The organism is Micromonospora sp. NPDC002296 (assembly GCF_040296145.1).
GTDB lineage: Bacteria > Actinomycetota > Actinomycetes > Mycobacteriales > Micromonosporaceae > Micromonospora.
Map to the genome: position 1 here is coordinate 60581 of NZ_JBEOWQ010000022.1, position 21761 is coordinate 82341.

Annotated in this window: 24 protein-coding genes; 11 read left to right on the plus strand and 13 right to left on the minus strand. The window is 74.5% G+C overall.

Features of this window, described 5'->3' with window-relative positions; translation table 11 throughout:
• Positions 1 to 12: 12 nt before the first annotated feature.
• The gene (locus ABT023_RS18410) at positions 13 to 1044 is read right to left on the minus strand and encodes an SIS domain-containing protein (protein WP_350887075.1); all 1032 of its coding nucleotides are present in this window, start codon (positions 1042 to 1044) and stop codon (positions 13 to 15) included.
• A 258-nt stretch (positions 1045 to 1302) separates the two neighbouring features.
• On the opposite strand from ABT023_RS18410, the gene ABT023_RS18415 reads away from it, so the two are divergent.
• Complete coding sequence (locus ABT023_RS18415; protein ID WP_350886973.1) at positions 1303 to 3132, plus strand: tetratricopeptide repeat protein; 1830 nt, start codon at positions 1303 to 1305, stop codon at positions 3130 to 3132.
• A gap of 121 nt (positions 3133 to 3253) precedes the next feature.
• Here the strand turns inward: ABT023_RS18415 and ABT023_RS18420 are convergent, their stop codons facing one another.
• Complete coding sequence (locus tag ABT023_RS18420; RefSeq protein ID WP_350886975.1) at positions 3254 to 4849, minus strand: MDR family MFS transporter; 1596 nt, start codon at positions 4847 to 4849, stop codon at positions 3254 to 3256.
• Between the two features lie 78 nt (positions 4850 to 4927).
• On the opposite strand from ABT023_RS18420, the gene ABT023_RS18425 reads away from it, so the two are divergent.
• Positions 4928 to 5524: a TetR/AcrR family transcriptional regulator gene (locus tag ABT023_RS18425; protein WP_502890710.1), complete on the plus strand. Its 597-nt coding sequence runs from the start codon at positions 4928 to 4930 to the stop codon at positions 5522 to 5524.
• Between the two features lie 26 nt (positions 5525 to 5550).
• Here the strand turns inward: ABT023_RS18425 and ABT023_RS18430 are convergent, their stop codons facing one another.
• Both ABT023_RS18430 and ABT023_RS18435 read right to left on the minus strand, forming a co-directional pair.
• Entirely contained in the window at positions 5551 to 6072 is a 522-nt protein-coding gene (locus ABT023_RS18430; protein WP_350886981.1) for a GNAT family N-acetyltransferase, read from the minus strand.
• Positions 6069 to 6284, minus strand: a complete 216-nt coding sequence (locus tag ABT023_RS18435; protein WP_161685399.1) for a biotin/lipoyl-binding carrier protein — start codon at positions 6282 to 6284, stop codon at positions 6069 to 6071. The genes ABT023_RS18430 and ABT023_RS18435 overlap by 4 nt, the downstream gene beginning before the upstream one ends.
• A 282-nt stretch (positions 6285 to 6566) precedes the next feature.
• On the opposite strand from ABT023_RS18435, the gene ABT023_RS29150 reads away from it, so the two are divergent.
• The gene (locus tag ABT023_RS29150) at positions 6567 to 6641 is read left to right on the plus strand and encodes a 50S ribosomal protein bL37 (RefSeq protein WP_386988480.1); all 75 of its coding nucleotides are present in this window, start codon (positions 6567 to 6569) and stop codon (positions 6639 to 6641) included.
• A 135-nt stretch (positions 6642 to 6776) separates the two neighbouring features.
• Here ABT023_RS29150 and rsrA read toward each other — a convergent pair whose 3' ends face one another.
• The 5 genes from rsrA to ABT023_RS18465 form a co-directional block, all read right to left on the minus strand.
• A complete protein-coding gene (gene rsrA, locus ABT023_RS18445) occupies positions 6777 to 7064 on the minus strand; it encodes a mycothiol system anti-sigma-R factor (protein WP_350886986.1) in 288 nt (95 codons plus the stop codon).
• 1 nt (position 7065) lies between these two features.
• The gene (locus ABT023_RS18450) at positions 7066 to 7893 is read right to left on the minus strand and encodes a sigma-70 family RNA polymerase sigma factor (protein ID WP_350886989.1); all 828 of its coding nucleotides are present in this window, start codon (positions 7891 to 7893) and stop codon (positions 7066 to 7068) included.
• Positions 7894 to 8127: 234 nt separating this feature from the next.
• Positions 8128 to 8745: an alpha/beta hydrolase family protein gene (locus ABT023_RS18455; protein WP_350886991.1), complete on the minus strand. Its 618-nt coding sequence runs from the start codon at positions 8743 to 8745 to the stop codon at positions 8128 to 8130.
• Between the two features lie 105 nt (positions 8746 to 8850).
• Positions 8851 to 9243, minus strand: coding sequence for a WhiB family transcriptional regulator (locus ABT023_RS18460; RefSeq protein ID WP_350886993.1), 393 nt, complete (start codon positions 9241 to 9243; stop codon positions 8851 to 8853).
• A gap of 199 nt (positions 9244 to 9442) precedes the next feature.
• Positions 9443 to 10150 (minus strand): SOS response-associated peptidase, encoded by a 708-nt coding sequence (locus ABT023_RS18465; protein WP_350886995.1) that lies wholly within the window; start codon positions 10148 to 10150, stop codon positions 9443 to 9445.
• Positions 10151 to 10253: 103 nt separating this feature from the next.
• On the opposite strand from ABT023_RS18465, the gene aroA reads away from it, so the two are divergent.
• The 4 genes from aroA to ABT023_RS18485 all read left to right on the plus strand — a co-directional run bounded on the left by aroA (position 10254) and on the right by ABT023_RS18485 (position 14467).
• Positions 10254 to 11555, plus strand: coding sequence for a 3-phosphoshikimate 1-carboxyvinyltransferase (gene aroA, locus ABT023_RS18470; RefSeq protein WP_350886998.1), 1302 nt, complete (start codon positions 10254 to 10256; stop codon positions 11553 to 11555).
• Positions 11525 to 12658: a ribosome small subunit-dependent GTPase A gene (rsgA, locus tag ABT023_RS18475; RefSeq protein WP_350887000.1), complete on the plus strand. Its 1134-nt coding sequence runs from the start codon at positions 11525 to 11527 to the stop codon at positions 12656 to 12658. Before aroA ends, rsgA begins: the two co-directional genes overlap by 31 nt.
• A 64-nt stretch (positions 12659 to 12722) precedes the next feature.
• Positions 12723 to 13541 (plus strand): histidinol-phosphatase, encoded by an 819-nt coding sequence (gene hisN, locus ABT023_RS18480; protein ID WP_350887003.1) that lies wholly within the window; start codon positions 12723 to 12725, stop codon positions 13539 to 13541.
• 59 nt (positions 13542 to 13600) lie between these two features.
• Positions 13601 to 14467 carry a hypothetical protein gene (locus ABT023_RS18485; RefSeq protein ID WP_350887076.1) on the plus strand — a complete coding sequence of 289 codons (867 nt, stop codon included), beginning with the start codon at positions 13601 to 13603 and terminating at the stop codon, positions 14465 to 14467.
• Between the two features lie 16 nt (positions 14468 to 14483).
• On the opposite strand, the gene ABT023_RS18490 is transcribed toward ABT023_RS18485, so the two are convergent.
• Positions 14484 to 15686, minus strand: coding sequence for a glycosyltransferase (locus ABT023_RS18490; protein ID WP_350887006.1), 1203 nt, complete (start codon positions 15684 to 15686; stop codon positions 14484 to 14486).
• Positions 15687 to 15877: 191 nt separating this feature from the next.
• Here ABT023_RS18490 and ABT023_RS18495 point away from each other — a divergent pair, with 191 nt between their 5' ends.
• The 3 genes from ABT023_RS18495 to ABT023_RS18505 all read left to right on the plus strand — a co-directional run bounded on the left by ABT023_RS18495 (position 15878) and on the right by ABT023_RS18505 (position 18343).
• Positions 15878 to 16876 (plus strand): SDR family oxidoreductase, encoded by a 999-nt coding sequence (locus ABT023_RS18495; protein WP_350887008.1) that lies wholly within the window; start codon positions 15878 to 15880, stop codon positions 16874 to 16876.
• A complete protein-coding gene (locus ABT023_RS18500) occupies positions 16876 to 17658 on the plus strand; it encodes an STAS domain-containing protein (RefSeq protein WP_350887010.1) in 783 nt (260 codons plus the stop codon). The genes ABT023_RS18495 and ABT023_RS18500 overlap by 1 nt, the downstream gene beginning before the upstream one ends.
• A 115-nt stretch (positions 17659 to 17773) precedes the next feature.
• Entirely contained in the window at positions 17774 to 18343 is a 570-nt protein-coding gene (locus ABT023_RS18505) for a DUF5709 domain-containing protein (RefSeq protein ID WP_350887012.1), read from the plus strand.
• Between the two features lie 53 nt (positions 18344 to 18396).
• On the opposite strand, the gene ABT023_RS18510 is transcribed toward ABT023_RS18505, so the two are convergent.
• Complete coding sequence (locus ABT023_RS18510) at positions 18397 to 19050, minus strand: response regulator (protein ID WP_350887014.1); 654 nt, start codon at positions 19048 to 19050, stop codon at positions 18397 to 18399.
• Positions 19047 to 20174, minus strand: coding sequence for a MacS family sensor histidine kinase (gene macS / locus ABT023_RS18515; protein WP_350887016.1), 1128 nt, complete (start codon positions 20172 to 20174; stop codon positions 19047 to 19049). The genes ABT023_RS18510 and macS overlap by 4 nt, the downstream gene beginning before the upstream one ends.
• A 121-nt stretch (positions 20175 to 20295) precedes the next feature.
• Here macS and ABT023_RS18520 point away from each other — a divergent pair, with 121 nt between their 5' ends.
• Positions 20296 to 20751 (plus strand): ATP-binding protein, encoded by a 456-nt coding sequence (locus ABT023_RS18520; protein WP_350887018.1) that lies wholly within the window; start codon positions 20296 to 20298, stop codon positions 20749 to 20751.
• A 45-nt stretch (positions 20752 to 20796) separates the two neighbouring features.
• On the opposite strand, the gene ABT023_RS18525 is transcribed toward ABT023_RS18520, so the two are convergent.
• Entirely contained in the window at positions 20797 to 21735 is a 939-nt protein-coding gene (locus ABT023_RS18525) for a ribose-phosphate diphosphokinase (RefSeq protein ID WP_350887020.1), read from the minus strand.
• Positions 21736 to 21761 lie beyond the last annotated feature (26 nt).

Below are 21761 nucleotides of genomic sequence, written 5' to 3' on the forward strand. Positions count from 1 at the left end.
CCACGCCGGATCTCACATCGTCGCGGTGACCTTCTTGAGACCGCGCGGGGCGTCCGGGTTCTCGCCCCGGGCCAGCGCCAGCGCCAGCGCGAGCCGCTGCAACGGCAGGATGTCCAGCAGCGGGGCGTACCGCTCGTCGACCTCGGGGACGGCCATCCGGGTGGCCCCCTCCACGTCGGCGGAGCCGACCACCACCACGTCGGCGCGGCGCTCGCCGAGCCGGGGCAGCACCTCCCCCATCGACCGGCCGCCGGGGCCGGAGCCGACCACGGCCAGCACCGGGACGTCCGGGTCGGTCATGGCGAGCGGGCCGTGCAGCAGGTCCGCGCCGGAGAAGGCGAGCGCCGGCAGGTACGACGTCTCCATCAGCTTCAGCGCCGCCTCCCGGGCGGTCGGGTACGCGTAACCCCGGCCGGTGGTGACGAGCTGGGCGGCGAACCGGTAGCGCGGGGCGAGTTGGGCCGGGGTGGTGTCGTCCAGGGTGCGGGCGGCCAGCTCGGGCAGGGCGGCCAGCGCCGACCGCTCCTCGGCGGGCAGCACGCCGTCGCCGGCCCGGATGCCCTCCACGAGCAGCAGCAGGGCGAGCAGCTCGGCGGTGTACGTCTTGGTGGCGGCCACCGCCCGCTCGTGCCCGGCGGCGATGTCGACGCTCAGCTCGGCCACCTCGCCCAGCGGGGAGTCCGGGTTGTTGGTGAGGGCGAGGGTCAGCGCGCCGGAGGCGCGGGCGCTGCGCAGCACCTCGGCCAGGTCGGGTGAGCCGCCGCTCTGGCTGACCCCGACGACGAGCGCGTCGGACAGGTCGGGCCGGGCGCCGAAGAGGGTGACCGCGCTGGGCGAGGCGAGCCCGGCGGGCAGGCCGAGCCGGATCTCGGTCAGGTACGCCGCGTAGAGGGCGGCGTGGTCGGAGGTGCCCCGGGCGGTGAAGACCACGTGCCGGGGGCGGCGCTCGGCGACGACGGCGGCCACCCGGGCGATCGCCCCGGCGTGCTCGGCGGTGAGCAGCCGCTCGTAGCCGGCCGGCTGCTCGCTGATGTCGGTGGCCATCCCGGCCCCTGCATGTGTCACGGACACCCCTTTCCCTGCGCGATAGCCGCGCGTTTCCTGCTCAGTCTTGCACTCTTCCTCCACCACCAGCAATCTAGCGAGCAGCATTGCGCAGCGGATCACCATGTCGTCGCAACATCACCTACGCTTGCCCGGCCCGGCGCCGCACCGGCGAGCGGGGCCCGCCCGCCTCCGGCGAGCGCCCTCCGCGCGGACGAACCCGCCGGCGGGCGGGGCACCTACGAGCGGGAGGCCCACGTGTCCGAGGGAAGGGACGATCCCCCGCTGTCTGCGGAGGAGGAGCTGACCCTGGCCCGGCTCGCGCTGGACGAGGGCGACCTGTCGCACGCAGCCGGGCACGTCGCCGGCGCGCTGACCCGGGCGCCCACCCTGCCCGAGGTGCACGAGACGCTGGCCCGGCTCGCCGCCGCCAGCGGCGGGGGCGTCGACCTGTTCCCGCTGCACCAGCGCGCCTTCGTCGGCGTCGTGGTGGCCCGCGCGCACCTGCTCGCCGCGACCGGGCGGCCCGACGACGGGCTGGAGCTGCTGGCCGCCGCCACCGGGCACGACCCCCACGCCGACTGGGCCGGGGTGCCCTGGGTGACGTCCCCCGAGCTGCCCGAACGGCTCGACCCCGAGCGCATCGCCCGGGTGCTGATGCAGGTCTGTGCCACCGTGGGCGACCCGGTGCCGCGCGCCGACCGGGGGCCGCTGTCGCCGTACCTCGTGCTGGCCCGCAACGCGGTCACCGTCCACCCCGACCACGGCCTGCTGCTCGGCGCGGCGTCCGCGCTGGCCCGGCGCCTCGGCGAGGTCACGCTGGCGATCCACTGGGCCAGCCGGGGGGTACGCGTCGCGCCGTCGAAGCTCGGCGAGGTCTGGCTCGGGTACGCCTACCGCAGCGCCGGTCGGACCCGGGACGCCCTCGCGGCGCTCGGCCGGGCCGTCGAGCACGACCCGACAGATCTCGCCGTGTACGCCGACCTCGCCGGCACGCTGGCCGACAACGGCCGGCTCGACGAGGCCCTGGACTGGATCGACCGGGCCCTGGCCCGGGACCCCACCTTCGACTGCGCCGTGCACACCGCGCACCGGCTGCGCTTCCAGCGCGACGGCGACGTGGCGCACCTGGTGGCGCTCGCCGACTTCGTCCGCGACCACCCCGACGACTCGCACGAACACGGCGACCTCGCCGAGGGCTGCCGCAGCCGGCCCTGGCTCGGGCAGGTCACCCCGGCCGCCGGGGCGGCGGTGGCCGTGCTGCGCCACGCCCTGACCGAGGAGAACCGCGGCCACGGCGCGACCGTACGGCTGGAGACGCTGGAGACGCCGAGCGCCATGCGTACCGTGGCGACGGCCGTGCCCGGGCTGCGGGTCGAGGTGGCCGCGGTCGGCGACCCGGACCCGCGCGAGCCCCGGTGGGCCAGCGACCGGCCGCTGTGGCGCTGGGAAGGCACCGTCCCCGCCCCGACTGTGCCGGCGCCCTCGGCCGAGGCCGCGGACCGGATCCGGCAGCTCGCCCACCCGGCCTGGCCGCACCCCCCGGCGGCGTACGACGCGGCGGTCGGCCTGGCCACCCTGGGCCTGACCGACCTGCTCGGGCTGCTGGTGCATCCGCCCGCGGCACCCGCCACCGGGATGGGCCGGGTGCTGGCAGGCCAGGACCCGTCGCTGTGGGTGCGCTGCGTGCAGGTCTGGGCGTGCCTGGGGCTGCTGCACCACCGCACCGACGAGCCCTGGCCGGAGTCCACCCGCCGCCGGGTGCTGGTCGACCTGGTCTGGGGGGTGGAGGACTGGATCACCGAGGCGGCCCTGTTCGCCCTGGTGACCGCCGCCTGGGTGGACCCGCTCGTCCGGGCCGACGTGGCCCGGGTGGTGGCCGAGCGGCTGGCCGACGCGGCGGCGGTGGCCCGGGAGCGGCCGGTGCCGATCGTGGTGTCACTGGCGTACCTGGCGCTGGCCACCCCGGCCCTCGACGCGGGGACGGCCACGCTGGCCGGGGAGCTGATCTCCGGGCCGGGACCGCGCCGGCCGGGACCGCTGCGCCGGCTCTGGGCCCGGCTCACCCGCTCCCGACGCGGCCCCTGACCGACCCGGCCCACCCGCTCCCGACGCCGCCACTGACCGGCCCGGCGCCGGCGGCGACCGCGACCGGCCGCCGGCGGCGCGACCGCGCCGTACCCCGGAGGGTGGGCGCGGCCGGCGGTGGTCAGGCCGTGGGGGCCCGGCCGAGGGCGACCTCCGCCTGCTCCTCCCCGGCGGCACCGACGGGCGGGGCGTCGTTGGTCGAGCGCAGCGGGACCTCCCGGATGAACCAGGCGAGCACCGGCACCAGGACGGTGAACAGCACCGCCCACCAGAAGACGTGCGAGATGGCGTCGGAGAGGCCACCCAGCACCAGCTCCCGGGTCTGCGCCGGCAACTCCTTGAGCTTGTCCAGGTCGAGCTGGCCATCCTCGCCGCCCCCGCCGCTGAACGCGGACCCGGCGGGCGAGTCGGCGAGCCGGTTGGCGAAGATCGCGCCGAACAGCGAGATGCCGAACGAGCCGCCGATGGAGCGGAAGAAGGTGGCCGCGCCGCTGGCCGCGCCGAGGTCCTTCTGCTCGACGCTGTTCTGCGCGACCAGCATCGAGGTCTGCATGAGGAAGCCCATGCCGACGCCGAGGACGATCATGTAGAGCGAGGACTCCACCTTGCTGGTGTTGACGTCCAGGCGGGTCAGCAGCGCCATGCCGGCGGTCATCACCACGCCACCGACGATCGGGAACATCCGGTACCGGCCGGTCTTCGTGATCGCCCGGCCGACCGCCAGCGAGACCACCAGCATGCCGAACATCAACGGGAGCAGCAGCAGGCCGCTGTTGGTGGCCGAGGCGCCCTGGACGGTCTGCTGGTACAGCGGCAGGAAGTTCATCGCGCCGAACATGGCGAAGCCGAGCAGGAAACCGATCGCCGAGATCAGCGCGAAGTTGCGGTTGGCGAAGAGCCTCAGCGGCAGGATCGGCTCGGGGGCGCGGCGCTCGACGAGGCCGAACACGACGAGGGTGACCAGGGCCAGCGCCGCCAGGCCGAGGATCTGCGGGGAGACCCAGTCGTAGGAGTTCCCGCCCCAGGTGGTGACCAACACGATCGCGGTGATGCCGACCGAGAGCAGCCCCGCGCCGAGCCAGTCGATCCGGTGCTCGGTGCGGTACTTCGGCAGGTGCATGGTGGTGGCGAGCAGCACCAGCGCGACGCCGCCGAGCGGCAGGTTGACGTAGAACGCCCAGCGCCAGGAGAGATTGTCCGTGATGAACCCGCCGACCAGCGGGCCGGCGACCATGGCGATGGCCATGATGCCGGCGATCATGCCCTGGTAGCGGCCCCGCTCCCGGGGCGGGACCAGGTCGCCGATGATCGCCATCACGCCGACCATCAGCCCGCCCGCGCCGAGCCCCTGTACCGCCCGGAAGGCGATCAGCTCGACCATGCCGCTGTCCGCCCCGCCGAACAGCCCGGAGCCGGCCATGCCGCACAGCGCCGAGCCGACCAGGAAGATGACCACCGAGGTCAGGAAGACGATCTTGCGGCCGTAGATGTCGCCGAGCTTGCCCCAGATCGGGGTGGAGACCGTGGTGCCCAGCACGTACGCGGTGACCACCCAGGTGAAGTGGTCCACCCCGCCGAACTCGCCGACGATCCGCGGCAGCGCGGTGCTGACGATCATGTTGTCGAGCATCGCGAGCATCATCGCGATCATCAGGCCGAAGAGCACCACCCGGATGTTGGGTCGTCGCTCCACGGTCTGCTGTTGGACCTGACTCATCAGTAGGCTCCCCGAGGTGTGACTGGCTTACTTGCCGGCCGGTCAGCTTACTAGCCGCACGGTAGGTTGGACAGCAAGATGACGTCGAGCGAGTTGGGTGGCAAACCGGTGACAGAGAGCACAGGCGGCACGCGCGAGCGCATCAAGGCCGTGGCCCTGGAACTCTTCACCGAACACGGGTACGAGAAGACGTCGCTGCGCGAGATCGCCGAACGACTCAACGTGACCAAGGCTGCGCTCTACTACCACTTCAAGAGCAAGGACGAGATCGTCAGCAGCTTCGTCCACGACCGGCTGGACCGGATGGACGCGCTGATCGCCTGGGCCGAGGGGCAGCCGGCCACGCTGGCGACCCGGCAGGAGCTGATCGCCCGGTACGCCGACACGATGTTCGTCACCGAGGAGCACTCGGTGATGCGCTTCTTCGAGCAGAACCAGACCGTGCTGAAGAGCCTCGCCGCAGGGCAGCGGATGCGCGACCGGATGATGCGGCTGGCCCTGGCGCTGGCCCGGGGCGACGACTCACCGGGCGCCCAGCTACGCGCCGCAATGGCGCTGTTCGCCGTACACAGCAGTTGGTTCGCGATCCGCGACCCCCACATCACCGACGCCGAGCGGCGCAAGCTCGCCCTTGAGGTGGCCGACGAGTTGCTCGCCAGGATCGGCGAGGGCTGAGCGCGCGCCCCCGAGCCGGTCGCGGATCAATCCCCGGGGGTCGCCACGGGCAGTTCCCGGCGCAGGCCGAGCAGTTCCACCCCCGGCAGCGGGGACCAGTCCCGCTCCGGCGTGCGGACGAAGCCCAGCCGCTCGTAGAGCCTCCGGCCGACCTCGGCGAACCCGTCGCGGACGCAGATCACCACCGCCGAGCAGCCCAGCTCGGCGGCACGGGACAGGCAGGCCCGCGCCAGCGCCGCGCCGGCACCCCGGCCCTGCGCGGCCGGGTCCACCGCGAGCATCCGGAACTCGGCCTCGCCGGGACCGCAGATCTCGGCGTACGGGGTGCCGGGCAGCACGAACGTGACCGACCCGAGCAGTTCGCCGGTGGCCTCGTCCACGGCGACCAGCACCTCGCCGCTCATCGCCCGGGTCGCCACGTCGGCGAGCGCGACGGCGTAGCCGTTCTCCCCCTTGAGCTGCCCGTCAGCCTCGTACGCGGCCACGGTCAGCCGGGCCACCGCCGCGAAGTCGGCCGCGGCGGCCCGCCGGACCAGCAGGCCGCTCAACCGATCACCGCGATCAGGTCGCCGTCCTGCACCACGTCGCCCTCGTTGACCGCGAGCTGTTCGATGACACCGTCGGACTCGGCGACGACCGGGATCTCCATCTTCATCGACTCGAGGATCACCAGCGTGTCCCCCTCGGAGACGGCGTCCCCGGCCGACACGACGATCTTCCACACGTTGGCCACCATCTCGGCGCGGATCTCCTCGGCCATGTCGGCCCTCCCTCTCCACCGGCGTCTCTGCGATCGGTATCCAATCATGCTCCGGCCCGCCCCGGGGCCGGAGCGGGCGTGAGCATGCGACACGCGGCACGCCCAGTGGACGAAACAGGGGGCAGCCCGGACGGGCGCGGCGTCAGCACCGCCCCGGCGGACCACGGCGGACGCCGCCCGCACTAGCATCAGCGGGTCGGCCCGCGGGCGCCCGAGGGCCGGTATCCGACCACCGCCGCGCTCTGGCGCGGGCGGAAGTGACCAGCACCCGAGGAGGTCGACATGGCGAAGAAGTCCCGGAAGAAGAAGGCCCGGAAGAAGAGCAACGCGAACCACGGCAAGCGTCCCAACTCCTGACCGGCGCGGCGGCCTGCCCGCCGACCGTCCAGCGGCCCGGTCCACCCGCGTCGCAGGGGCCGAAGAACGACGGTGGCCCGGGTCGATCGACCCGGGCCACCGTCGTTTCGTTGTTGCGGCGCACACCCCGCCGGGTCAGTCCGCCAGCTCGCGCGACTCGGTCGTCTCGAAGACGACCAGCTCGGTGAGGCGGACCCGCAGCCGCTCGCGCAGCTGCTCCGGCGCGGTCTCGTTGCCGCAGCACCGGGCCACCAGCGCCTTCACCTCCTGTTCGAGGCCGTACTCGCGCAGGCAGGGCCCGCACTCGTCGAGGTGGTGCCTGATCAGCAGGCGACGCTCCTCGGCACACTCCAGGTCCAGGTAGAGGTAGACCTCGGCGAGCACCTCACGGCAATCCGTCCTGTGCGGCTTCCCACAGCTCACGTCACACCTCCCGGCCGGCGGCGGCGGCGGTCGAACCCTTGGCCGGCTGCGCGGCGGAGAACCCGCGCTCGGCGGCGTACCGTTCGAGCAGCTTGCGCAGATTACGTCGGCCGCGGTGCAACCGCGACATCACCGTGCCGATGGGGGTGCCCATTATGTCGGCCACCTCCTTGTAGGAGAAGCCCTCGACATCGGTGAGGTAGACGGCCATCCGGAATTCCTCCGGCAACTGCTGGAGGGCCTCCTTGACGTCGCTGTCGGGCAGTCTGTCCAGCGCCTCGGTCTCGGCCGAGCGGAGCCCGCTGGAGGTGTGCGACTCGACCGCGGCGAGCTGCCAGTCGGTGATCTCCTCGGTGGGCGCCTGAATCGGCTGGCGCTGCCGCTTACGGTAGGAGTTGATGTAGGTGTTGGTCAGGATCCGATACAGCCAGGCCTTCAGGTTGGTGCCCTGCTCGAACTGGTGGAAGGCCGCGTACGCCTTCAGGTACGTCTCCTGGACCAGGTCCTCCGCGTCCGCCGGATTGCGCGTCATGCGCAGCCCGGCGGCGTAGAGCTGATCGACGAAGGGCATCGCGTCCCGCTCGAAGCGGGCCCTGCGTTCGTCCGTCTTCTCGGTGGTCAACCGCACATCCCCTCGCGTCGGATGCTTTCCCGCCGAGGATACGCGCCAGGACCCCGGCGCAGATTCGGTTCCGGCCGGTGTGCTGGTCCTCACCGCCGCCGGCCCGTCCGGCCGTGCCCCGGCGGGCCACTCCGGTGCGTCGAGCAGCCGTCTGAGCCGCCCCGCCTCCCGTTCGTCCCGTTCCCGGCTCCGTGTCTCGGTCGGCACCGGTCACACCCCCCCTGAAGCAGAAATTTCGTCCATGGGAGGTAACGCGGACCGCCGGGCCCGGCATTCCGGCCGATCGGCCCCCGTTCCTGGCCCCGGCCCCGGCGGACGCCGGCGCTGGGACCAGGAAGGGCCTGGGCGGGACGGCGCCGGTCGCCCGGATCGGCACCCGACACCAACGGAGACAACGACGCGTGCCGTGCTCGGTCACGGCCGCCACGACCGGAGCGCGGGTCAGAGCGACGCCCAGCCCCGCCCGCGCAGCCAGTCGACCACCACGCCGGCCGTGCCGGCCGGGTCGTCGCGCAGGTCGTGCCGCTCGCCGGGGCGGACCACCACCCGGGCCGGTGGGCCCACAGCGGGCACGCCGAAGGGATCGCGGTCGCCGTTGACAACCAGCGTCGGCAGCCCGGTGGCCAACTCCGCCGCCCGGGAGCGCTCCGGCCGACCCGGTGGGTGCAGCGGGAAGGCCAGCGCGAGCACCGCGTCGGCGCCGACGGCCACGGCGGTACGGCAGGCCACCCGGGCGCCGCTGGACCGGCCCCCGACCACCAGCGCGGGCCCGGCGGGGTGCCGCCGCCGCACCTCGGCCACGACCGCCGTCCACGCCTCGTCGAGGTGCCCGGCGGGGGCCGGGGCACGCCGGCCGGCGACCCGGTACGGCTGGGTCACCCGGACCACCGCCACCCCGGCGGCCACCGCCGCGTCCCGGACCGCGACCAGGTCGGGCGCGTCGACGTCGCCGCCCGCCCCGTGCCCGAGCACCAGCAGGGCGAACGGCGGACCGGCCGGCAGGTCGGTGTCGACCCGGGCCGGCCCGCGTGGTGTCCCGATCTCCTCGTCATGCCGCACGGGCCCATTCTGCGGGTCGGCGGGGCGCGGCCCGGGAACCGCCCCGGCCCGTACGCCGAGCGCGGCCGTCCCCCCCCGTCCGGACGGGAGGAACGGGCGGCTGGGTCAGCTCAACGGGACCAGGGTGAGCAGCCGGTCCCGCACCGGAGGGCCGGCCTCATCGGCCGCGCCCGGGTCCGGGTCCACCTCGCTGCGCCAGGCCACCAGCATCGCCCGGCGTTCGCGCGGCGTGGTGCCGCCCCAGACGCCGTGGCAGTCGCCGACGTCCAACGCCCAGGCCAGGCAGGGCCCCTGCACATCGCAACTGCGACAGAGGGCCACCGCCGCATCGGCCGGTTCGTTGGGTGCCGGAAAGAATGTCTCCGGGTCCACGCTCTGGCAGGTCCCTCTGGTTCGCCAGGCTTCGTCCTGTTGCCGTTCACGCAGCGCCCGCAGCAATCGCGGATCTCGTCGTGCGGCGGCCACCTCATGCGGGCGGGGCATACGCGCCCGTGTCATCCACCCACCTCCCCCGTGGGACCGGCGTGATCGATGAACGTCGTTCGCACCGTGCGAATCGTCGTCCACTACCGGCGCTGTGTTGTATCGCACTTCGGGACACGGAGACAAGAGCCTCGCATGAAGAATGCCAAAAGAGTGGGCGACGATTCGCCGCAACTCTGGCGAATCAGTACGCGACAATGCGCTTCGTCGACTGTCAGAAAAGCGTCATGTCCCCGGTCGGCGCGGCCTGGGCCGGCACCCGGGCGGTCAGTTCCGGCCCGTCGTTGCGCACGTTGCCGACCGCCGGCCCGACCGGCCGGATCTCCAGGCCGGCCAGCCACCCGGCTGCGGGCGGGGCGAGCAGCGCCGCCGGGTCGTCCACGGGCCCCAGCCAGGACGCCCAGCGCTCCCGGGGCAGCAGCAGCGGCATCCGCTCGTGCACCTCGGCCAGTTCACCGACGGCTGCGGTGGTCAGCACGCTGAACGTCAGCACCGGCCCGGCCGGGCCCTGCCAGGTGGTCCAGATGCCCGCCAGGGCGAGCACCGAGGCGTCGGCCGGGGTCATGTAGTAGGCCTGCCGACCGCCCTCCGGCCGCCGGACCCACTCGTACCAGCCGTCGGCGGGGACCAGGCAGCGGCGGCGGGCGAACGCGGGCGCGTACGCCCGACTGGTGGCCACCGTCTCGGCCCGCGCATTGATCATCCGAGCCCCCTCGCCCGGCGAGCGCGACCAAGGCGGCAGGAACCCCCAGCGACCGGCGGACAGGGCACGGTGCCCCTCGGCGGAGAGCCGGACCAACGGCACGGCGGAGGTGGGCGCCACGTTGTGGCTCGACCGGACGCGGTCGTCGGTCTCGTCGTACGACTCGAACAGCCCGCTCAGGTCACCCGCGCTCCGGGCCGTCGCGTACCTCCCGCACATGCGGCACACGCTAACGTCCCGCGTCGCGTTCGGCTGTCCCGCCAACCGGGAGCGAGCCCGCCGGCCCGCCGCATCGGGGCCGGGAGGCGGCAGAATGTGACCCGTGGGGATTCCGACCGCGACCCGGCCGCTGAGGCCGTGGACCGCTCCGACCGCGTCCGACCCGGTGGTGGCCACGCTGCGGCTGCCCGGCTCCAAGTCGATGACCGCCCGCGCGCTGGTGCTCAGCGCGCTGGCCAGCGGTCCCTCCACGCTGTCCGGGCCACTGCGGGCGCGGGACACCGAGCTGATGGCCGGCGGGCTACGGGCACTCGGCGCGCACATGTCGATCGCGGACGACGACCGGTGGCTGGTCCGGCCGCACCCGCTGGCCGGCCCGGCGCACGTCGACGTCGGCCTGGCCGGCACCATCATGCGGTTCGTGCCGCCCGTCGCCGGTCTCGCCGACGGGCGGGTCACCTTCGACGGCGACCCGCACGCCCGCACCCGGCCGCTCGGCCCGCTGATCGGGGCGCTGCGCGCCCTCGGGGTTCGGGTCGACACCCCGACCAGCGGCAGCCTGCCGCTGACCGTGTTCGGCGCCGGCCGGGTGACCGGCGGCGAGGTGGTGATCGACGCCTCCGCCTCCAGCCAGCTCGTCTCCGGCCTGCTGCTCGCCGCTCCCCGCTTCGACCGGGGCGTGGTGGTCCGGCACGTCGGCCCGCCGGTCCCGTCCGCGCCGCACCTGCGGATGACCGTGCAGATGCTCCGGGCCGCCGGGGCGGCCGTCGACGACAGCGTCGCAGACGTCTGGGCCGTCGAACCGGGTCCGCTGACCGGGCGGGGCTGGGAGATCGAGCCGGACCTCTCGGGCGCGGTGCCGTTCTTCGCCGCCGCGCTGATCACCGGCGGCGAGGTGACGCTGCGTGGCTGGCCACGCAGCAGCGCCCAGCCGGTCGAGCAGCTCCGCGCCCTGCTGTCCCGGATGGGCGGCGAGGTGACCCTGACCACCAGCGGCCTCACCGTGCGCGGCACCGGCACGGTGCACGGGATCGACGCCGACCTCTCCGACGTCAGCGAGCTGACCCCGGCGCTGACCGCGCTCGCCATGCTCGCCGACTCGCCGTCCCGATTCACCGGCGTCGCGCACATCCGGGGACACGAGACCGACCGGATCGCCGCGCTCGCCCGCGAGTTCACCGGCCTCGGCGCGGACATCGCCGAGTCCGCCGACGGGCTGGAGATCCGCCCCCGCCCGTTGCACGGCGGAATGTTCCGCACGTACCACGACCACCGGATGGCGCACGCCGCCGCGGTGACCGGGCTCGCCGTCCCCGGCGTCGAACTTGACGACGTGTCGTGCACCTCGAAGACCATGCCGGAGTTTCCGGCGCTATGGTCGGCGATGGTGACCGGAAAGAGCTGACACGGCGGGGGGACGTCCTGGCGACCAGACGGCGGGAGTACGACGAGGACGACGTGCGGGTCCGGCCCGGGAAGTCCTCGCGCCCACGCACCCGGACGAGGCCCCTGCACGCCGACGCCGTCGACGGTTTCGTGATCGCCGTGGACCGGGGCCGCTACACCTGCGTGCTGCCCGACCCCGGCCCGGACGCCCCGCTCGTCACCGCGATGCGGGCCCGGGAGCTCGGCCGCAAGTCCGTGGTGGTGGGCGACCGGGTGGGCCTGGTCGGCGACACCTCCGGGGCGACCGGTGCGCTGGCCCGGATCGTCCGGATCGCCGAGCGCAGCTCGGTGCTGCGGCGCACCGCCGACGACGACGAGACCACCGCCGAGGGGCGGCTGGAGCGGGTCGTGGTGGCCAACGCCGACCAACTCGTGATCGTCAGCGCGCTTGCCGACCCGCCGCCGCGCACCGGGTTCATCGACCGCTGCCTCGTGGCCGCGTACGACGCGGACATCGAGCCGCTGCTCTGCCTGACCAAGGCCGACCTGTCCGGCCCCGAGCAGGTGCTCGGGTACTACGCCGAGCTGGAGCTGCCGTACGTGCTGATCCGGCCCGACTCCGACCTCGACGCGCTGCGCGACCTGCTGGCCGGCCGGGTGTCGGTCATGGTCGGGCACTCCGGGGTGGGCAAGTCGACGCTGGTCAACCGCCTCGTCCCGGACGCCGACCGGGCGGTGGGCGTGGTCAGCGCGATCGGTCGGGGCCGGCACACCTCGACGAGCGCGGTGGTCCTGCGGCTGCCGCCCCGCCCGGGCGCGCACACCGACCCGGGCTGGATCGTCGACACCCCCGGGGTGCGCAGTTTCGGGCTGGCGCACGTCTCGGCGAACAGCCTGCTGCACGGCTTCCCCGACCTGGTGGAGGGGACGGTCGACTGCCCGGTGAACTGCCAGCACACCGCCGACGAGGCCGACTGCGCGCTGGACGCCTGGGTGGCCGCCGGCAGGGCCGACGCCCGCCGGCTGGCCTCGTACCGCAGGCTGCTGGCCTCCCGGTCCGGGGACGGCGACGCGCGCGAGCCCGACCAGCGCAACCCCGGCGACCCGCTCGCCGGGTCGTGAGCCGCGCGAGCCGGGCGCGACCCGCGCGACGGGGCACGACCCGGCCGCCGTTACCGTCTCCGGCATGACCGGGTACGCAGACGACCTCGCCCTCGCCCACCTGCTCGCCGACCGGGCGGACGCCATCTCGGCGGCCCGGTTCCGCGCCCTCGACCTGCGGGTCGAGACGAAGCCGGACCTGACCCCGGTCTCCGACGCCGACACGGCCGTCGAGCGGGAGATCCGCGCGGTGCTGGCCGAGCGGCGCCCCGGCGACGGCCTGCTCGGCGAGGAGTACGGCGAGCAGCCCGCCGCCGGGCCCGACGGGCGGCGCTGGGTGCTCGACCCGATCGACGGGACCAAGAACTTCGTCCGGGGGGTGCCGGTCTGGGCCACCCTGATCGCCCTGCTGGAGGGGGACCGGCCGGTGCTCGGGCTGGTCTCCGCCCCGGCCCTGGGCCGGCGCTGGTGGGGTGCGGTCGGCGAGGGCGCGTACGCCGGCCCGGACGCCGCGCACGGCACCCCGATCCGGGTCTCCGGGGTGGGCCGGCTCGCCGACGCCAGCTTCTGCTACTCGTCCCTGTCCGGCTGGGAGGACGCCGGCCTGCTGGAGCCGGTGCTCCAGCTCATGCGGGACACCTGGCGCAGCCGGGCGTACGGCGACTTCTACGGCTACATGCTGCTGGCCGAGGGGGCGCTGGACGTGATGGTCGAGCCGGAGCTGTCCCTGTGGGACGTCGCCGCGCTGGTGCCGATCGTCACCGAGGCGGGTGGGACGATCACCGACCTGGCCGGCCGGCCCGCGCCCGGCGGCGACGCGTCCGGGGAACACAGCGCGGTGGCCAGCAACGGGCCGCTGCACGCCGACGTCCTCGCGAGGCTGGGTCGGCCCCCCGCGCGCTGAGCGCCGTCAGCCTCTATCCTCGCCAGGTGGTGTCCTCCGGTTGGTGCTTCCTGGCGGCGATGATCGTCGCGTACGGCATCGCCAACCTCCTGCAGTCCGTCGCCGCGGCGCGGACCACCCTGCACCACAACTTCGATCCCGGGCTGCTGCTACGGCTGGCCGGCCACCGCACGTACCTGATCGGCGTGGCCTGCCAGGTGGGCGGCTTCGTGCTGGCCTTCCTGGCCCGGCGGGACCTGCCGCTGTTCCTGGTCCAGGCGAGCGTGGCGGCCGGGCTGGGGGTGACCGCCATCCTCGGCGTGCTGGTGCTGAAGTGGCGGCTGCCCACCGCCGAGGTGGGGCTGCTCGTGCTGCTCTTCGCCGGGATCGCGGGGCTGGTCCTGTCGGCGCAGCCGGCCCAGTCCGGGCCGCTCGGCACCGCCGGCCTGGTCGCGCTGGCCGTGGCCCTGGCGGTGATCGCCGTGGTCGGCTTCTTCGCGGTACGGCTGCACGGCGCACCCGGGTCGGTGGCGCTCGGCTCGCTGGCCGGGATGGCCTTCTCGGCCGCCGCGGTGGCGGCCCGCCCGCTGGCCGCCGTGACGAGCGTGGAGGGGTTCTTCCGCGACCCGCTGCTCTACCTGCTGGTGGCCCACTCGGTGGTCGGCCAACTGCTGCTCGGCCTGGCCATGCAGCGCGGCTCGACCACGGCGGCGGTCGCCGCGATGGACGCGGCCGGGGCGGTGCCCGCCGCGATCGTGGGGCTGCTGCTGCTCAACGACAAGATCTGGCCCGGCCGGGAGTGGCTGGCCGCGCTCGGCTTCCTGACCACGCTGGCCGCGGTGATCGGCCTGACCAGGTACGCCGAGCCGCAGCACCACCACGAGGTGGTTCGGGAACGCGACCGGGCGGTACTGCCCGCCGCCGCCCCGGCCCACCCCCGCCGCTGAGCCGCCGGCCCGACCGCTACGCCGCCTCGACCGGCCGGCGTCGGCCGACCACCCGCTCGTAGAGCCGCTCCAGCGCGCCGGCCGTCCGCTCCCAGGTGTAGCTGCACCGCACCCGGTCCACCGCGGCGTGCCCGTAGGCGAACCGGCCGGCGTTGTCGGCGAGCAGCCGGCGCAGGGCCACCCCCAGGGCCCGGACGTCGCCGGGCGGCACCAGCTTCCCGGTGACCTCGTCGACCACGGCGTCGGCGATGCCGCCCATGGCGTACCCGACGACCGGCACGCCGCAGGCCATCGCCTCCAGCGACACCCGGCCGGCCGAGGAGTAGTGCGGGGTGCAGGCCACCACGTCGGCCGAGCGGTACCAGGTGGCCATCTGGTCGTGCGGCACCGCGCCGACGAGCGTCACCTGGTCGGCCACGCCGGTGCGCTCGGCCAGCTCACGCAGGCGGCGGGCCTCGGCGTGGTGCGTGAGCTGGTCGACCGGCGGCCCACCGGCGATCACCAGCTCGGCGTCGCCGACCAGCCGCATCGCGCGGATCAGGTCCTCCTGCCCGTGTCCGGGCGACAGGCCGCCGACGGAGAGGATCCGGGGGCGCTGGTCGCGCGGGGCCGCCTCCCCGTCGGGGTGGAAGTGCTCGATGTCCACCCCGGCGGGGACCATCGCCACCGAGGTGCGTTGCAGCCCCATCCGGGTCAGCTCGTCGACCTCGTCGTTGCACTGGGCGACCGCGATGTCCACCGCCCGGGTCAGGGCCCGCTCCAGCGGGATCCGGGTGCCCGGGCCGTCGTACCGGGGGCCGAGGTGGCGAAGCTGCTCCACGCCGAGGGAGTGGAACGTCTGCACGACCGGGATGTCGGTCTCCCGTACCGCCTGCGCGGCGGCCAGCCCGCCGACCCAGTAGTGCCCGTGCACCACGTCCGGGGTCCACTCGCCGGACCACCGGTCGGCCAGCCAGCGGCCCAACTCGGCCACGTGCGGGACCAACTCCGCGGTGGGCGTCGGAGCGGCCGGGCCGACGGCGGCCCGCTCCACCCGGTAGCCGTTCAGCTCCAGCGTCGCCGGCAGCGCCGGATCGTCGCGGCGCTCGTACACGTGCACGTCGTGGCCCCGGCCGGCCAGTTCGGCGGCGACCCGCGCGATGTGCTCGCGCGTGCCGACGACCGGACCGTCGACGGGCCGCGACGGTCCGGAATGCGCGCACACTAGGCCGACGCGCATGGGTCACCTCCACGCGTTTCCCGAGCTGGTGGGTCCTCCCGGTCAGAGGGTCCCATTAACCGCGACCCCCGGGTGTGAAACCTGGCAAGTCGGAAACGTACGACCGGCCGGGCCGGGGTCGCGACGGGGCGTGGCCGCTGTTCGACCAGGCTCGGCGGCATGAGCGGGCCCGGCGAGGGTACGGGCGAAGAATGCCTCTCACCCGCAGTCTCGATGACGCGAGCGTCGTGCTCACCGGCGCCTCCAGCGGCATCGGCACGGCGACCGCGTACGCGCTGGCCCGCCGCGGCGCGGCCGTGGTGCTGGCGGCCCGCAGCGAGGAGGCGCTGGAGCGGGTGGCGTCCCGCTGCCGCGCGTTGGGCGGCCGGGCGCTGGCCGTACCCACGGACGTCACGGACCCGGTGGCGGTCGAACGCCTCGCGGCCCGCGCGGCGGAGGAGTTCGGCCGCATCGACGCCTGGGTCAACAACGCGGCGGTCAGCGCGGTGGGCCTCTTCGACGAGATCCCCGTCCGGGAGTTCCACCGGGTGCTGGAGGTGAACCTGCTCGGGGCCGTGTACGGGATGAAGGCCGCCCTGCCGTACCTCGACGCGGCCGGCGGCGGGGTGCTGGTCAACAACGCCTCCGTGCTGGCCGAGGTGGCGATGCCCTACCAGTCGGCGTACAACGCCACCAAACACGGGATCCGAGGGCTGGCCGACACGGTCCGGCAGGAGCTCCGGGTCACCGGGCGGGGCAACATCTCGGTCTGCACGGTGCTGCCGGCCACCATCGACACCCCGTTCTTCCGGCACGCCGCCAACCACACCGGCCGGGAGCTGGTGCCGCCGCCACCGGTGTACCCGCCCGAGGTGGTGGCCGAGACCATCGTGCGGGTGCTGCGCCGGCCCCGCCGGGAGGCGTACGCCGGGGGTGCCGCCCGGCTGATCGGCGCGCAGTGGCGGCTCGCCCCGGCGCTGGCCGAGCGGGTCCTCGGCTGGTACGCCCACCGCACCCAGTTCGGGCCCGCCGGCCGGCTGGACAGCACCGGCAACGTCTTCACCGCCGACGCAGCGGCCGAGCGGGACGGCGGGTGGCACGGCCGGCGGCGGCAACTCGTCCGGATGACGGCCGCGTTCGGGCTCGCCGCCGCCGGCACCGCGGTCGGCACGATGGCGGCGATGAACCGCCGAGCCCGGACGGATCGCTGATGAAGCGCCCCGACCGACCGGATGCGCGCGACACCACCGACGTGCAGAATGGGGCGGTCATGCCGACCGACGTGCGCTGCCTGGTGGAGACGGACGAGTCGTCCGGGGTGCTCCGGCTGTCCGGCGTGCTCGATTCCGCCGCCACCGGGGCCGTGCGCGACGCGCTGCTCCTGCGGCTCTGCGAGCGGCCCGGCCCGGTGGTGGTCGACCTGTCCCGGCTGCGGGTGGCCGATCCCGCCGCCCGACGGGTCTTCGCCGAGGTGCGCAGCGAGATCGCCGACTGGCCGGCGGCGGACGTGCTGGTCCTCGACCCCGCCGAGACGACGGCGGGCGACGGGCTGCCGGTGTGCTCGACCTTCGACGAGGCGATGGCGGCGCTGGCCCGGGCCCCGATGACCGCGGCGACCACCACGGAACTGGCCCCGGTCGTCGGCGCCGCGCGGCAGGTCCGGATGCTGGTGACCAACGGCTGCGCCCGGTGGGGGATCGGTGCCCTGGCCGAGGTGGGCTGCATCGCGGCGACCGAAATGGTCAACAACGTGGTCGCACACGCCCGCACCGGGATGACCGTCCGGCTGGCGCCCCACGGCGACACGCTGCACATCGGCGTACGCGACCACTCCCGGCAGCAGCCGTCGTACCGCGGGTTCGCCCCGGTGGACACGGCGGGCGGCCGGGGCATGCTGTTGATCGACACCGTGGCCCAGCGCTGGGGCAGCACCCTCCTGCCCGACGGCAAGCTCGTCTGGGCAGTCCTGCACCCCCCTACTTATTCCGTTTAGCGGCTTTTTCGCAGGGGCAGTCCGACTCCATGCTCGACGGGGACGGGGTGGGCCGGACGGGGAGATCGGGCGGGGGCGTCGGTTACGGGCGGTGGGCAGCGGGTAGTGATCAGCCATGCGCGACAACGAGTACCCGACCCCCGTTTCCGATCCGGAGGCCGAGGGCCTGCCCGACACCGCCGACGACGACTCGACTGCCAACGACGACGTCCTGACCGGCCGGGAGGCGGACGGCCCGGAGCCGGCCCAGCTGCCCGGGGACCGCACGCCGGTGGCGGTGGACCGGTTCGGCACCACCGCCGAGGAGCAGCTCGACGGCGAGTCGCTGGACTACAAGCTCCAGCGGGAGAGCTACGAGCGCCCCGCCGACGACCCGCTGGCGGCCCCGGTCGACCCGGGCATCGCGGCCGAGGCGGACAGCGAGGAACAGGCCGCCCAGGCGCAGCTCGACGCCGACGTGCTCAACCCGGGCCCCACCTCGGACCCGAACTCCCCCGTTTCCCTGTACGACCACGGCCAGCTCGGCGCCGCCGACGCCGAGGTCGGCCGGCTGGTCGAACCGGACGAGGGGGCGCACTCCGACCTGGAGCCCGACAACATCGCGTACGACGCCGGGTCGGCCGGCGGCGGGGCGACGGCCGAGGAACTCGCGATCCACGAGACCCGCCCGCCCGACTCGCACTAGAGCGGACCGCCGGGACGCGTCGGCGGGGACCGGAGTGCCGCGGCCTCGGGCCGTCAGTCGTCCAGCCCCCGCTCGATGACGTAGCGGGTCAGCTCGACGCGGTTGTGGAGTTGGAGCTTGCCGAGCGTGCTCTGCACGTGGTTCTGCACCGTCCGGTGGGAGAGCCGGAGCCGCTCGGCGATCTGCTTGTACGACATCCCCTTGGCGACCAGCCGCAGTACCTCGGTCTCCCGGTCGGTCAGCCGGGGCGCGGCGGCGTCCGGGGTCGCCGGGCCGACCGCCAGCCGCCGGTACTCCCCCAGCACCAGCCCCGCCAGGCCCGGCGTGAAGACCGGTTCGCCGGCCGCCGTCCGGCGCACCGCGTCCAGGAACTCGGCCGGGGCGGCCGACTTGACCAGGTAGCCGGTGGCGCCGGCCTTCACCGCGTCCAGCACGCTCTGCGGCTCGCCGCTGGCCGACAGCATCAGCACCCGCACCTCGGGCAGCGCGGCGCGCAGGCCGCGGATCACCTCGACGCCGGAGATGTCCGGCAGTTGCAGGTCGAGCACGACCACGTCGGGTCGGGCCGCGGCGGCCACCCGGACGGCCTGCCGCCCCTCCCCGCTGGTCGCAACCACCAGGTGCCCGGCCTCGGTGAGGTCGCGGGCCACCCCCTCACGCCACATCGGGTGGTCGTCGACCACCATCACCCGGACGCCGGTGCTCATCGCCCACTCCTCGGCACGCTCAGCTCGATCTCGGTCCCCGCACCGGCGGTGGAGACGATCCGCACCTCGCCGCCCAGGTCGGCGACCCGTCCCCGGATCGACTGCGCCACTCCCAGCCGCCCCTGCGCCGCGGCCTCGGCCAGCCGGCCCGCCGGGATCCCCGGCCCCTCGTCGCGTACCGAGACGGTCACCTTCTCCCCCTCGTCCTCGATCAGCACCCAGGCCCGCCCGCCGGCGTGCCGGGACACGTTGTCGAGCGCCGCGCCGACGGCGGCTGCCAGCTCGGCGGCCACCCACCCGGGCAGCGGCACCGGGCTGGCCGGCGCGGAGACCACGACCGTCGCCGAGGCGTACCGGTCGAGCATTGCCCGCAGGTCGCGGGTGTTCCCGTCCCCGGCCGGCGCGGCGATGCCCGCCTGCCCGATCAGGGCGCGCAGGGCGGCCTCCTGCTCCCCGGCCAGCCGGGCCAGTTCGCCGGCCTCCCCGTCGAGGTGGGCGCCGCGCCGCTGCACCAGCGCGAGCACCTGGAGCACCGAGTCGTGGATGTCCCGGGCCAGTCGCTCCCGTTCCCGGGTGGCCGCCTCCAGCTCCACCGCCCGGTGCAGCCGCTGCTCGGCCGTCACCGCGAGCCGGGCGACGTGGCCGACCACCGCGCCGGCCAGCAGCAGCAGGATCGCCCCGGTGAAGGTGGACTGGCCGATCCGGTCCCGGGTCGCCAGGTCGACCCCGCCGACCAGCAGCGCGGCCACCGTGCCCCGGCGCCGGCCGCCGGAGACCGCCCAGGCGAGCACCGGCCCGGCCAGCCAGACCACCGCGAGGCTGGGCGCGCCGGTGGCGAGTGCGGACCGCCCCTGCACCCACGGGCTGACCAGCAGGACCCCGAGCACGACCGCGAGGTCGGCCACCAGCAGCGGCCAGCGCCGCCGGTCCGGGCGGGCATAGCCGTACGCGGTGGTCACCGTCCAGCCGAGCATCACGAGCAGGACCACCCCGGCCGGCGCCGGGTGGGCGTACCGGTCGGCGTCGCGCAGGGCCAGCAGGCCGACGTACGCCAGGGCCGCGAACCGGAACACCGCTACGGCCCGCCAGAGCGGGACCTCGAATCCACCGGGCGGCGACGGCACGCCCGTCACGATGCCACAGCCCGGTACGGGGCCCGCAGGGGTGGCGGATGCGCGACCAACAATCCTGGCGTACGGTGGAAAAGCCGCAAATCAGGTCCGCGACCCACCTCCGGACGGGGCCATGACGAACGTAGAACTGCCCGCACCGCGTACGGTTGTGCCCATCGACACTTCCCCCCTGATCGCCGAGGCCTTCGAACAGGCACAGGTGACCGAGCTGCGTCACTCGGTCACCTCCTGCGCGCACGCGGCCGGCCTGGACGGGCAGCGCCTCGACGACTTCGTGCTGGCGGTCAACGAGCTGATCACCAATGCGGTGCGCCACGGCGGCGGGCAGGGCTGGCTGCGGATGTGGTGCCATCCGGGGCAACTGGTCTGCGAGGTCGCCGACCACGGGCGGGGGATCAGCGCCCGACGGCTCGACGACCGCGACCGCCCCGCGCCCGACACCGCCGGCGGCTGGGGCCTCTGGCTGGCCCGCGAGCTGAGCGACGCCATGGAGGTCGAGACCGGCGCGGCCGGCACCACGGTCCGGATCAGCGCCGCCCTCGGCGCCCTCCGGCGCGCCGGGGGTTGACCCCACGCCGGCACGCCACCGGGCATGGCTGACGCCGGGCATGGCTCAGCCGAAGAGGGCGCTGACCGACTCCCCGTTGTGAATCCGACGCATCGCCTCGGCCAGCGCCGGCGCGACCGAGAGCACCTCCAGCTTGGGCACCCGCTTCTCCGCCGGGATCGGCACCGTGTTCGTGCAGACGATCTCCAGCACCCCGTCCTGCCCGCTGAGCCGGTCCAGCGCACCGCTGGAGAAGAGGCCATGGGTGCAGGCCAGCCGGATCGAGCGGACCTTCAGCGCGCGCAGGTGGGCCATCAGCTCGATCACCGTGCTGCCCTTGGCGATCTCGTCGTCGAGCACGATCACGTCCCGGTCGGCCACCTCACCGATCACCGTGCTGATCTTGACCAGGTCGTCGCTGAACCGCTGCTTCGCGCCGGCCGCGACCGGGGTGCCGAGCATCCGGGCGAAGGCGGCGGCCTCCTTGGCGTTGCCCAGGTCGGGCGACACCACCACGGTGTTGCTCAGGTCGTACCGTTGGAAGTGGCCGGCCAGCTCGCGCAGCGCGTGCAGGTGGTCCACCGGGACGCTGAAGAACCCGTGCACCTGCGGCGAGTGCAGGGTCATCGCCAGCACCCGGTCCGCGCCGGCCGAGGTGAGCAGGTCCGCGACCAGCCGGCCGCCGATCGAGATGCGCGGCGCGTCCTTCTTGTCCGACCGGGCGTACGCGTAGTGCGGCAGCACCACCGTGATCCGGCCGGCCGACGCGCCCCGGGCCGCGTCGATCATGAGCAGCAGCTCGACCAGGTGCTCCTGGGTCGGCGGCACCAGAGGCTGGATCAGGAAGACGTCCCGCTCCCGGCAGTTCGCCTGCAACTGCACCTCCAGGCAGTCGTTGGCGAACCGGGACACCCGCACGGGGTGCAGCGGCACCCCGAGATGGGCACAGATCTCGGCGGCGAGGTCGGGATGGGCGGTTCCACTGAAAACGGCGATGTCGCGCACGTTGACTGATCGTACGGCCGGCGGTG